The sequence below is a fragment of the Caballeronia sp. HLA56 genome, from assembly GCF_054655155.1.
The window spans coordinates 107,447-119,945 of the sequence record NZ_BAAHOB010000002.1 but is presented as its reverse complement, the minus strand read 5'-3'; the positions used below and the strand labels follow the sequence as shown (position 1 = coordinate 119,945).

Below are 12,499 nucleotides of genomic sequence, written 5' to 3'. Positions count from 1 at the left end.
ACCGGGCTGCTATTTTTTCCATCAAGTCAGATGGAAAGTCAAACCGGCTTTAACTCCACCCGCTTGATGTCCTTGACGATCACGAGATAGGCAAACACCGTGATCAGCGCATTGACGCCGACGAACGCCAGCGCGCCGTTGAACGAGCCGGTCCGCGCGAGGATATAGCCGATCACGATCGGCGTGACGATGCCCGCCGCATTGCCGAACATATTGAAGATCGAACCCGACAAGCCGATGGCTTCCTTCGGCGCCGTATCCGCGACCACCGCCCAGCCCAACGCACCTATGCCCTTGCCGAAGAACGCGAGCGACATCAACGCCACGACGAGCCAGTCCGCATCCACATAGTTGCAGCCGATGATGCACGACGACAGCAACATGCCGGCGACGATCGGCAGCTTGCGTGCGAACGTGACCGAACGCCCGTGGCGGATCAGCGAGTCGGACAGCACGCCGCCCAGCACGCCGCCGAGAAAGCCGCAGATTGCAGGCAGCGAGGCGATCAGGCCCGCTTGCAGAATCGTCATGTGACGCGCCTGCACGAGATAGATGGGAAACCACGTCAGGAAGAAGTACGTCAGCACGTTGATGCAGAACTGCGCGAGATACACGCCGAGCAGCATGCGGTTCGTGAGCAACTGGCGCACGGCGCTCCAGCCCAAAGCGTTGCCACCGTTGCCGCCGACGCGCCCACGCCGATGCCCGCGCACGAGGCCGCCGCCTTCCTCGATGTAATCGAGTTCCTGCTTGTTGATGCCCGGATGATCGGCGGGATTCTTCATGACAGCGAGCCATGTCAGCGCAAGCAGCAAGCCGGCGATACCCATGACGATATACACGTGATGCCAGCCGAAAGCGTGCGTGAGCCAGGCCATCAACGGCGTGAACACGACAGCGGCGAAATACTGCGCCGCATTGAAAATGGCCGATGCCGTGCCGCGTTCGCTCGTCGGAAACCAGCTTGCGACCACTTTGGCGTTGGCGGGGAAGGCGGGCGCTTCGGCCGCGCCCATCATGAAGCGCAGCACGAACAATGCGGTCACGGCGGTGGCGGCGCTGCCGAGCAGGCCGATCGAGCTTTGCAGCAGCGTAAACAGCGACCACAGAAAGATACTCGCCGCATACACGCGCCGCGCGCCGAAGCGGTCGAGCAGCCAGCCTGCGGGAAGCTGCGAGAGCACATACGCCCAACTGAAGGCCGAGAAGATATACCCCATGCGGATGGCGTCGAAACCGAACTCGGCGCGCATCGCGGAGCCGGTGACCGACAAGGTCGCGCGATCCGCATAGTTGAAGGTCGTGATCACGAAGATCAGCAACAGAATCACGTAACGCACTTTCGTGCGCTTCATGGCGTCGGCCGGAGCAGCAGCGCGGCTCATCGACATGGCAATCTCCTTTTGGTTACGGCAAAAAAACGCGCGGCGCTCGTTGATGACGGCGCCGCGCGTTTTTGTGTCTCCTGCCTGTCGTACTCTTACTGTGCGCCGAGCTTCTTGATCAGCACGTCGAGCTGGGCGACTTCTTCCTCGGTCAGGTCGGTGAGCGGTGCGCGCACCGGGCCCGCGTCGTGACCGACCAGCTTCGCGCCCGCCTTGACGATGCTCACCGCATAGCCCGCACGGCGATTGCGGATGGCAAGGTACGGCAGGAAGAAGTCGTCGATCAGCTTGCCGACGGTTTCGTGGTCGTCCGCCGCGATGGCGCGATAGAAGTCCATCGCGGTCTTCGGAATGAAGTTGAACACGGCCGACGAATATACCGGCACGCCGAGCGCCTTGTAGGCCGCGGCATAGACTTCCGCGGTCGGCAGGCCGCCGAGGTACGAGAAGCGGTCGCCCAGACGGCGGCGGATGGTGACCATGGGCTCGATCTCGCCCACGCCGTCCTTGAAGCCGATCAGGTTCGGGCAGCGGTCGGCCAGACGTTCGAGCATGTCGGCGTTGAGCTTGGAGTTGGCGCGGTTATAGATAATGACGCCCATCTTCGGCACGGCCTTGCAGACTTCTTCGGCGTGAGCCGCGATACCTTCTTGCGACGCTTCGGTCAGATAATGCGGCATCAGCAAAATGCCCTGCGCGCCGTTCTTCTCGGCTTCCTGCGCAAACGCGATGGCCGTGCGCGTCGGGCCGCCCGCGCCGGCGAGAATGGGCACCTTGCCACGGCACACTTCGGTGGCCGTCTTCACGATCTGCGAATATTCGGGTTGCGTCAGCGAAAAGAACTCACCCGTGCCGCCCGCCACGAACAGCGCCGATGCGCCGTAGGGCGCGAGCCATTCGAGGCGTTCGGCGTAAGTATCCGCGCGGAAATTGCCTTGGCTGTCGAAGTCGGTCACGGGAAAAGAAAGCAGGCCTTCGGAAACGATTTGCTTGAGTTCTTGCGGTGTCGTCATGGTGTTATCTCGGTGGGCAGCGTCCGGCGGTTGCAGCGCTTATAGGTCATCGTACAACATGGGGTGACGTCGTACAACGAAAAGTGAATGGAATCGACGCTCTTCGGGGTAAACACCGACCAAAAGACAGCGGCTATGTTGTAGGATGACATAACTCTAGCCGGCAGAAGTTTTCGCGCCAAGGATCATCAAGAATGAATCAGTCCCCGCTCTATATTCGCGTGCACCCGGACGATAACGTCGCGATCGTCGTCAACGACGGCGGTCTGGGCGAAGGCGCCACGTTCGCCGACGGCCTCGTGCTGCGCGAGCGCGTGCCGCAAGGCCACAAGGTCGCGCTGGCCGATCTGCAGGAAGGCGACGCCGTCATCCGCTATAACGTCGTGATCGGCTATGCGAACAAGCAGCTGCCAAAGGGAAGCTGGATCAACGAGCACGTGCTGCGCATGCCCACGCCGCCCGAGTTGCACGATCTGCCGATCGCGACCATCAAGGCGCCGGACAACTCGCCGCTCGAAGGCTTCACGTTCGAGGGGTATCGCAATGCGGACGGCTCGGTCGGCTCGCGCAACATCCTCGCCATCACGACGACCGTGCAATGCGTGGCCGACGTCGTGCAGCACGCGGTGACGCGCATCAAGACGGAACTGCTGCCGCAATACCCCAATGTCGACGACGTCGTGAGCCTCGGCCATACGTACGGCTGCGGCGTCGCCATCGACGCGCCCGACGCCATGGTGCCTATCCGCACGGTGCGCAATATCGCGCTGAATCCGAACTTCGGCGGCGAAGTGATGATGGTGAGTCTCGGCTGCGAGAAGCTGCAGCCCGAGCGCCTGATGCCGCCTGGCACCATTCCTATTGCGGCGGCATCGGTGGAAGTGGACGACGTTGCCGATATCGGCGATCTCACGGCGGACGAGAACGGCGGCGCGGTCGTGCTGCAGGACGAATCGCATGTCGGCTTCGAGTCGATGATCGATTCCATCATGCGCATGGCCGACTCGCACCTGAAACGCCTCAACAATCGTCGCCGCGAGACGTGTCCGGCGGCGGACCTCGTGATCGGCGTGCAGTGCGGCGGCAGCGACGCCTTCTCCGGTCTGACGGCGAATCCGGCAGTCGGTTTCGCGACCGACCTGCTGGTGCGTGCAGGCGCGACCGTCATGTTCTCGGAAGTCACCGAAGTGCGCGATGGCGTCGCCCAGTTGACGGCGCGCGCCGCGAACGGCGAAGTGGCGGCGGCGATCATCCGCGAGATGCAGTGGTACGACGATTATCTGAAGCGCGGCGGCGCGGATCGTAGCGCGAACACCACGCCGGGCAACAAGAAGGGCGGGCTGTCGAATATCGTCGAGAAGGCGATGGGGTCCATCGTCAAGTCGGGTAGCTCGACCATTTCGGGCGTGCTTTCGCCGGGCGAAAAGGTCAAGCAGAAGGGCTTGATCTACGCGGCGACGCCCGCGAGCGACTTCATCTGCGGCACGCTGCAAGTGGCTGCGGGTATCAACCTGCATGTGTTCACCACCGGACGCGGCACGCCGTACAGCCTGGCCGAAGTACCGGTCATCAAGGTCGCGACGCGTTCGGATCTGGCGCGGCGCTGGCACGATCTGATGGATATCAACGCGGGCACCATCGCGACGGGCGAAGCGACGATTGCGGACGTGGGCTGGGAGTTGTTCCGTCTCATGCTCGATGTCGCGAGCGGAAAGAAGCAGACGCGCGCCGAGAAACTGAAGCTGCATAACGCGCTGGTTCTGTTCAATCCGGCGCCGGTGACCTGATTTTTTATCGCTGTTCGCTGGAACGATGCGCCCCGTCACCGGCATGGCTGGTGAACGGGGCGCAGTGGTTTGTGGTGGTGAGCGCGTCGAGGCGAGCGCTGCCGTCGCTGCTTGCCGCGATGGCTCCGGGTACACTACTTGCCCCTTGAAACGACCGTCCCACGCCTGGCCCTCATGCCCTCCATCGCTCCCGCACTCGAATGCCGCCGCCTCAGCAAGTCCTACGGCAACGGCCGCATCGTGCTCGCGGGCCTCGACTTCATCCTCGAATCGGGCGAGTTCGTCGCGATCATGGGCGACTCGGGCGTCGGCAAGTCCACTTTGCTGAATCTGATCGCCGGTCTCGATACCGCCGACAGCGGCGACGTACTGATCGATGGCGCGCCGATGTCCACCCAAAGCGACGATGCCGCCACGCGCACGCGCCGCGAGAAGCTCGGCTTCGTCTTTCAGGCGTTTCACGTGCTGCCGCATCTCACGCTCGCGCAAAACGTCGCCGTGCCGCTGCTGCTCAACGCCATGCCGCCTGCGCCCGCGAACGCGATGCTCGCCGCTGTCGGTCTCGCGGGCCGCGACGATGATTTGCCGCGACAGTTGTCCGGCGGCGAGTTGCAGCGCGTGGCGATTGCGCGCGCGTTGGTGCATCGGCCGCGCCTCATTCTCGCCGATGAACCCACCGGCAATCTCGATCCGCAAACGGCGCACGAAATCCTCGCGCTCTTGCGCCACGAAACGAAATCGACGGGCGCCGCGACCATCATGGTCACGCATTCCGAAGCGGCCGCCGCGGTTGCCGATCGCGTGCTCGTGCTCGCGGACGGCACCTTGCACGAGGCGGAATCGCTCGCGGCGTTCAACGCAGCGCGCGTCCAATGACGGCGCGCGCCGCCGCGCCCCGCACGCTCACGCGCTGGTTGCTCGGCGCGCAATGGCGCAGTCATCGCGGCCGCGCGCTGGTCGCCATACTCACTATCGCGCTTGGCGTCGGGCTCGGCTACGCGGTGCAACTCATCAACAGCGCCGCGTTCAACGAGTTTTCCGCCGCCGCGCGCAGTCTGTCCGGCCAGGCGGACTTGCAGGTACGCGGCGCACAGCCGTTCGTCGATGAAAACATCTATCCGCAACTCGCCGCGCACGAAGGCGTGGTCATGGCGAGTCCCGTGCTCGAAGTCGATGCCGCCGTGCCCGGCCGCGATGCGCCGCTCAAGGTGCTTGGCATCGATGTGTTCCGCGCCAAGCGCGTCGCGCCGGACCTCACGGGCGTGCCGTCCGCCGACGCGCCGTTCGACGTGCTGTCGGGCGATGCCATCTTTCTGTCGACCGCCGCATTGCAATGGCTCGGCGCGCGCGCCGGCGGCAAGGTTGCGTTGTTGAGCGGGACCGAGAAGGTGCCGTTGCGGGTGGCGGGCGGAATCGCGCGGGCATTGCCGGGACAGCGCATCGCGGTGATGGACATTGCGGCGGTGCAGACGCGCTTCCATATGACGGGCAAGCTGTCGCGCGTCGATCTGCAACTCGCGCGCGGTGTCGATCGCGACGCCTTCCAGCGCGAGCTGCAGCAGTCGCTCGGAGCGCGTTTTGTCGTCGGACAGACGCGCGATGTCGAAAGCCGCACCGACCGGCTTTCGCGCGCGTATCGCATCAACATGAACGTGCTGGCGCTCGTCGCGCTTTTTACCGGCGCGTTTCTGGTGTTTTCGACGCAAGCGGCGGGCGTCGTGCGCCGCCGCGCGCAATTCGCGATGTTGCGCGTGCTCGGCATGACGCGCAGGCAACTCGTGCGGCAGATCATGCTCGAAGGCGCATTGCTGGGCGTGGTGGGCGCGATCATCGGCATTGCGCTGGGTTATGCGGTGGCGGCGGTGGCGCTGCGCTTTTTCGGCAGCGATCTGGGCGGCGGCTACTTTCCGGGCGTGCAGCCGCGAGTCGGTTTCGAACCGCTTGCGACGGCCATCTTTCTTGCGCTCGGGATTGGCGTGGCGCTGGCGGGGACGCTCGTTCCCGCGCTCGAAGCGGCGCGCGCGCGGCCCGCGCCCGCGCTCAAGGCGGGCAGCGAGGAAGCCGCGCTCACGCCGCTGCGCAAGCCGTGGCCGGCGTTGATCTGTCTTGCGCTCGGCGTGGTGCTGACGCAAGTGCCGCCTGTCTTCGATGCCCCCATCGCCGGTTATCTCGCCGTCGCGTTTCTGCTCGTCGGTGGCATCGCGCTCATGCCGCGTCTGACGGCCATCGTGTTTCGTGCGGCGAGCGTCGGGTATGCATCGCGAAAGAATAAGGCGCCGCGCGCGCGCGGCACGATCGCCACGCGCGCGCGCGGCACGATCGCCACGCTCGCGCTCGCGCGGCTTGCGAATGCGCCCGGTCAAGCGTCGATTGCCATGGGCGGCGTGCTGTCGAGCTTCACGCTGATCGTCGCGATGGCGATCATGGTGGCGAGCTTTCGCGTGTCGGTGGAAGACTGGCTCATGCATCTGCTCTCCGCCGATCTCTACGTGCGCATGGCGTCGAGCGGCGACACGGGCGGCTTGCGTCCGGCCGAGCAGGCGCAACTCGCGGCGACAAAGGGCATCGAACACGCGGCGTTTTTGCGCACCTCGCAGGTGACGCTCGATTCGGCGAAGCCGCCTATCGTGCTGATTGCACGCGAAATCGATGCCGCCGATCCGGGCGCCACGTTGCAGATGACGGGTTCCGTGCTGCCGCCTTCGTCGTGGCAACCGAACGAGACGCCGGTATGGGCGTCGGAGGCGACGGTCGATCTTTATGGCTATCGGGTCGGCGAGCGCATTGCGTTGCCGGTCGGCGCGGCGAAGGAGCGCTTCGTCATCGCGGGCATCTGGCGCGACTACGTGCGGCAGACGGGCGCGTTGCAGATCCGGCTCGCCGATTACCGCCGCATCACGGGCGACACCACCGCGACCGACGCCGGCATCACGCTGTCGAAGGGCGTGCCGGCCGCACAGGTGATCGACGCGCTAAAGCGCTTGCCGTTCGGCGCCGCGCTCGAATTTTCGCAGCCGGGCGACATCCGCGCGCGCACGCTCACCATCTTCGACCGGAGTTTCGCGGTGACTTATTTGCTGGAAGGCGTGGCTATCGTGATCGGCCTGTTCGGCGTGGGCGCGACGTTTTCGGTGCAGACACTTGCGCGCGCTCGCGAGTTCGGCATGCTGCGGCATGTCGGCGTCACGCGCGGGCAGATCCTGGCGCTGCTTGCAAGCGAAGGTGGCTTGCTTACCTTGCTCGGTATCGCGATGGGTTGCGTGCTTGGGTTCGCGATCAGTTTGATCCTCGTGTTCATCGTCAATCCACAGTCGTTTCACTGGACGATGTCACTGCATGTGCCCTGGTCAATGATCGCGATCATCGGCTGCGTGATGCTCGCTTCTTCATGCGCGACGGCGGTGCTGGCGGGAAGACGCGCGGTGTCCATCGATGCCGTGCGCGCGGTGCGGGAGGATTGGTGATGCGTGCGTCTTTGCTTTCGACGATGATGCTTTTGGCGACCGTCGCCGGCGCGGCAGATGCGGTGAATGCGGCGAATGCGGCAAGCACCACGGAGACGTCCGACACAGCCAGCGCCGCCGACCGGCAATTCGCATCCGTCAGCCCCGGCCACTCCATCCAATGGCCCCAAGACACCGGGTCCCACCCGGCTTACCGCACCGAATGGTGGTACGCAACCGGCTGGCTCGAAACACCCGATCACAAGCCGATGGGCTTCCAGATCACCTTCTTCCGTTCGAAGACCGGCAAGGGCGAGCCAACGAGTGCTTTCGATCCATCGCAAGTCATCATCGCGCATGCCGCCCTGAGCGATCCTGCGCACGGCCGCCTCGTGCACGATCAGAACGTCGCGCGACAAGGCTTCGATCTCGCCTACGCGAAAAACGGCAACACCGACGTCAAGCTCGATTCATGGCGCATGACGCGCGCAGCGGACGGCCGCTACACCGTCAGCGCCGATGCCGCCGGCTTCGCATTGCACCTCGTCTTCGCGCCGACGCAGCCGCCGATGCTGCAAGGCGATGCGGGCTACTCGCAGAAGGGCCCGCTTCCCGCGCAGGCGAGCTACTACTACAGCGAGCCGCAATTGAGCGTGAGCGGAAGCGTCACGAGGCCGTCGGCATCCGAGAAGAAAGGCGATACGGTCGCCGTCACCGGCAAGGCCTGGCTCGATCACGAATGGTCGAGCACGCTGCTTTCGTCGGATGCATCCGGCTGGGACTGGCTCGGCGCGAATCTCGACGACGGCTCCGCACTCATGGCCTTCAAGGTGCGCAGCCGCGACGGCCACGCGATCTGGGCGCATGCCGCATTACGCGATGCCGCCGGACACGCGACGCAATACGGCCCCGCCGATGTCGACTTCACGCCGCAACGTCAATGGCGCTCGCCGCGCACGGGCACGACGTATCCGGTGGCGATGAAAGTGCGCGTCGGTGCGTTGCAATGGCAGCTCGCGCCGCTCATCGACGATCAGGAACTCGACTCGCGCGATTCCACCGGCGCGCTTTACTGGGAGGGCGCGGTAACGCTGACAGGGACGGGTTCCGCGCCCGCTCAACGGGGGCGCGGCTATCTCGAACTGACGGGTTATGCGAAGGCCATCGAAGTCGACAAGCGCTGACGCCGGTTACGGCGCCGTCGCGCTCGGCGTGCCGCCGGGACCGTAAGGATCGGGATTGCCGAAGCGAGGCAAGTTGCCGTTCATGCGCGCCCGGCGCAACTCGTCCTGCACTTCGGCGCGCGTTTTCGGCGCCTGAGTCGATACGACGTAAGCCGGCGCCGCGTTAGCAACCGGGCTTGGTTTCGCGGCTACTGGGATGGGCGCATCCGTGGCCGGAGCGCGCGCGGGTTTATCGAGCGTATTCGCGGCCGCGGATTCGAGCGGCGCGCGTTGCACGGGCGGCACAGGCGCGCGCACCGCCGCGGCTTCAAGCGGCGCCACGCGGGTTTGCGCGACGGCATGGTTACCGCGATGCTTTTCGCGCGCAGTCTTTCTGGTTTCCAATGTCCGCTTCTGTGCGCGATGCACGCGCGCCGGTTCTGCCTGTGCAACCGGCCTGGGCGCGGGTTCATCGCGTGTAATTTCGGCTGCGGTTGCCGTTGCGGTCGCGGTTTCGGGACGCGCATCGGCGACGGCTACGACAGGCGCCTTTGCAGGCTCCGGCGTTTCCTCGCGCACGCTGCCGCGCACGACTGCGCCGCGGTCGCGCGACATCATGTTCGTCCTGTCGTCGCTGCGTCGGTCCTGCTTGGGCAGCAGGTTGACGGCCAGCAAGGACAGCACGATGACACCCGCGCCAATAAACGTAATGCGGTCTGCGTAGCGGAGCATGAGAGCGTGATCCTCCTTGAATTGTCTGGCGAATATGGCGGACAGCGTGCATCGGACCACCGCGTATCAGATTGGTACGCGCGATGCCGTCCGACGGATGCGCCAATCGTTCGCCAATCGCCGCCAAACTCACTCGATTGATGTGAAGGATCACCGCGCCGCCGCGTCACTTGTAGTGCGCAACGCGCGGTCCAGGCATCAGCTTTGATCCGATGCCGCCGGCCAGCGGTTCTCGAACACGCATTCCTTGCGGGTACGGCGCTTGGCCCAGCCTTCGGTTTCGAGCATGGGTTCGTCGTAAAAGCGCTCGACATGTCCCAAGCAGAGAATCGCGACTGGCTGCGCGCCTTCCGGCATGCCGAGCAGGTCGGCGACGTCGTCGGGATCGAAGATGGAGACCCATCCCATGCCGATGCCTTCCACGCGCGCCGCAAGCCACATGTTCTGGATGGCGCACGCCACCGACGCGAGATCCATCTGCGGCAAGGTGCGCCGGCCGAAGACGTGCGCCTCGCGTCCGTCCATGAGCGCCATCACGATGATTTCCGCGCACTCGCGCATGCCTTCCACCTTGAGCGCCATGAAAGCGTCGCGACGCTCGCCGAGGGCATCGGCGGTGGCGACACGTTCCCGTTCGACGATAGCGTGAAGCGCTTCGCGCGTTGCATCGCATGTGATGCGCAGCATGCGCCAAGGCTGCATGAAGCCGACGCTCGGCGCACACAGCGCGGCATCGACGATACGCTTCAACGCGTCTTGCGCGACCGGTTCGTGCGTGAAATGGCGCATGTCGCGCCGTTCGTGGATTGCGCGATAAACGGCATCGCGCGCGGCTTCGTCGAAAGGCTCGTTCATTGAGAAATGCGCTGGAAAAGTGGGTTCGTGCTGCGCGGATTCTAGTTCATGCGGGTGCGCTCGCGCTGTTCGTGCTGCGTAGCCGATGTTCTCATCAAGTGCTCGCACGCCCATGCTGAATGCAACAACAGCTTACAAAAACCTTGATCGATACCCTGCGCGACCCGTAGAATGCGAACCATTCTTATTTGACGAGCGTCGCTGGCATGTTGGCAATTGCGTTGAATGATCTTCCGAAGGCGTGCTGACGTGCGGCCCGTTCTGGTTCGGCTCCATCGATGGCTCGGCGTCGCGACAGCGCTCTTCTTGTTCGTGTCCGGTCTCACGGGCGCGGTGATCGCGTGGGATCACGAAATCGACGCGTGGCTCAATCCGGCGTTGTTTTACGCGCGCACGGAAGGCGCCGCGTTGCCGGCGCTCGAACTCGCGCATAAGGTCGAAGCCGCCGATCCGCGCGTTCAGGTGACGTATCTGCAACTCGGCGCCGAAGCCGGCCACACGCTGCAGATGCTCGTCACGCCGCGCACGAACCCGGCAACGGGTGCGCCATTCGATGTCGATTACAGTCAGGTCGCGGTCGATCCGGCAACGGGCGTCATTCAGGGCAAGCGGCTGTGGGGCACGGTGTCGCTGGCGCGTATCGATCTGATGCCGTTCCTCTACAAACTGCATTACACGCTGCATCTGCCGGTGCTCGGCGGCATCGATACGGGAACGTGGCTGCTCGGCATCGTCGGGATTTTGTGGTTCTTCGACAGCGGCATCGCGCTCGTGCTGTCGTTTCCGAGCGTCAAGGCATGGCGCAAGTCCTTCGCGTTTCGCTTTAGGCGCGGCGGTTATGCGCTCACGTTCGATCTGCATCGGTCGGGCGGCGTCTGGATCTGGGGCTTGCTGCTGATGGTCGCTATCACTTCGATATCGATGAATCTCGGCGATCCGGTCGTGCGTCCGCTCGTCTCGCGCCTCTCGCCGCTCGCGCCAACCATGTTCGATAACCCGGAACTCACGCGCGCGGCGCCCAAGGGCAGCACGGCGTTGCCGGTCGAAAGCGTCCTCGCGACCGCCGTCGCGGATGCAAAGCGCCTCGATATCGCCGCACCGCCCGGCGCGCTGTATTACCTTCCGGCGATGCAAGCTTACGGCGTCGGCTTCTTCGCTCCGGGCAACGATCACGGCGACGGCGGTCTCGGCAACGCCTGGCTTTACTACAACGGCTACACCGGCAAGCTCGCCGGATCGTCGATTCCTGGACGCGGGTCGGCCGGCGACATCTTCATGCAGGCGCAGTTTCCGTTGCATTCGGGACGCATCATTGGCGTGACCGGACGCGTGCTCATCAGCTGCGTCGGCGTCATGGTGGCGATTCTCAGCGCGACTGGCCTGATGATCTGGCTGCGCAAACGCACGGCGCGCTCGCGTTCGGCGGCGTCGGCACGCGAACGCGTCGCACGCGGCCAGTCGGTTTCGTCCTGATTTGCTGGGCGGCATCGGCGGGTGCTTCGTGCATGACCTGAGAGTGGAAGACGCCTCTGCGAGTCGAAAGACCGCCGAGGCGTTTTTTCGTGGCGCGTGCGCGGATTCGCGGGACGGCGAGACCCTGTGCAGTACCATCACTCGGTGCATGAAAAGAAGACATGGAGCACTCATGAATGCATCGGAACAGATCGACGAATTGATCGCGGGAATCACCGACTGGCGCGGCGAGACGTTCGCGGACATTCGCCGCGTGGTTCTCTCGGCGGACCCGCGCATCATCGAGGAATGGAAGTGGATGGGCAGCCCGGTCTGGTCGTGCGACGGCATGATCGCGGTGGCCAACGCGCACAAAGGCAAGGTGAAGCTGACCTTCGCGCACGGCGCGGGTATTGCCGATCCGGACCAGCTCTTCAATGCGGGCCTCGAAGGAAACGCGCGACGCGCCATCGACTATCTCGAAGGCGACAAGGTCGATGCCCGCGCTTTGAAGGCGCTCGTGCGCGCGGCTATCGCTTATAACCAGACCAAGCTCAAGAAGAACGCGCCTGCGCGCAAGCGGGTGAAGGCGGGTAGCGAAGGCTGAACGGCGGACATAACGCGGCGTCATCAATCCAATAACCTCAAAGCCATTTCTCGCATCGAACG

The 12,499-nt window shown here is 64.5% G+C and carries 10 protein-coding genes; 6 read left to right on the top strand and 4 right to left on the bottom strand.

The window, feature by feature from the left end; genetic code table 11:
• Nucleotides 1-38: 38 nt before the first annotated feature.
• On the bottom strand, nt 39-1,391 hold the full coding sequence (locus ACYQ47_RS06990) for an MFS transporter (RefSeq protein WP_244830081.1): 1,353 nt from the start codon (nt 1,389-1,391) through the stop codon (nt 39-41).
• Between the two features lie 89 nt (nt 1,392-1,480).
• Nucleotides 1,481-2,398 carry a 5-dehydro-4-deoxyglucarate dehydratase gene (kdgD, locus tag ACYQ47_RS06985; protein WP_244830083.1) on the bottom strand — a complete coding sequence of 306 codons (918 nt, stop codon included), beginning with the start codon at nt 2,396-2,398 and terminating at the stop codon, nt 1,481-1,483.
• Between the two features lie 194 nt (nt 2,399-2,592).
• Here kdgD and garD point away from each other — a divergent pair, with 194 nt between their 5' ends.
• The 4 genes from garD to ACYQ47_RS06965 all read left to right on the top strand — a co-directional run bounded on the left by garD (nt 2,593) and on the right by ACYQ47_RS06965 (nt 8,812).
• Nucleotides 2,593-4,185 carry a galactarate dehydratase gene (garD, locus tag ACYQ47_RS06980; protein WP_459904905.1) on the top strand — a complete coding sequence of 531 codons (1,593 nt, stop codon included), beginning with the start codon at nt 2,593-2,595 and terminating at the stop codon, nt 4,183-4,185.
• Nucleotides 4,186-4,359: 174 nt separating this feature from the next.
• Nucleotides 4,360-5,061 carry an ABC transporter ATP-binding protein gene (locus tag ACYQ47_RS06975; RefSeq protein WP_244830087.1) on the top strand — a complete coding sequence of 234 codons (702 nt, stop codon included), beginning with the start codon at nt 4,360-4,362 and terminating at the stop codon, nt 5,059-5,061.
• Nucleotides 5,058-7,649 carry an FtsX-like permease family protein gene (locus ACYQ47_RS06970; protein ID WP_459904904.1) on the top strand — a complete coding sequence of 864 codons (2,592 nt, stop codon included), beginning with the start codon at nt 5,058-5,060 and terminating at the stop codon, nt 7,647-7,649. The genes ACYQ47_RS06975 and ACYQ47_RS06970 overlap by 4 nt, the downstream gene beginning before the upstream one ends.
• On the top strand, nt 7,649-8,812 hold the full coding sequence (locus ACYQ47_RS06965; protein WP_459904903.1) for a lipocalin-like domain-containing protein: 1,164 nt from the start codon (nt 7,649-7,651) through the stop codon (nt 8,810-8,812). The genes ACYQ47_RS06970 and ACYQ47_RS06965 overlap by 1 nt, the downstream gene beginning before the upstream one ends.
• Nucleotides 8,813-8,818: 6 nt before the next feature.
• Here ACYQ47_RS06965 and ACYQ47_RS06960 read toward each other — a convergent pair whose 3' ends face one another.
• Together ACYQ47_RS06960 and bluB are read right to left on the bottom strand one after the other, a co-directional pair.
• Entirely contained in the window at nt 8,819-9,523 is a 705-nt protein-coding gene (locus ACYQ47_RS06960; protein WP_310392633.1) for a DUF4148 domain-containing protein, read from the bottom strand.
• Nucleotides 9,524-9,721: 198 nt separating this feature from the next.
• Nucleotides 9,722-10,378, bottom strand: coding sequence for a 5,6-dimethylbenzimidazole synthase (gene bluB / locus ACYQ47_RS06955; protein WP_459904902.1), 657 nt, complete (start codon nt 10,376-10,378; stop codon nt 9,722-9,724).
• Nucleotides 10,379-10,627: 249 nt separating this feature from the next.
• Between bluB and ACYQ47_RS06950 the strand changes: the two genes are divergently transcribed.
• The gene (locus ACYQ47_RS06950; RefSeq protein WP_459904901.1) at nt 10,628-11,851 is read left to right on the top strand and encodes a PepSY-associated TM helix domain-containing protein; all 1,224 of its coding nucleotides are present in this window, start codon (nt 10,628-10,630) and stop codon (nt 11,849-11,851) included.
• Nucleotides 11,852-12,023: 172 nt separating this feature from the next.
• Complete coding sequence (locus ACYQ47_RS06945) at nt 12,024-12,437, top strand: DUF1801 domain-containing protein (RefSeq protein WP_244830100.1); 414 nt, start codon at nt 12,024-12,026, stop codon at nt 12,435-12,437.
• Nucleotides 12,438-12,499 lie beyond the last annotated feature (62 nt).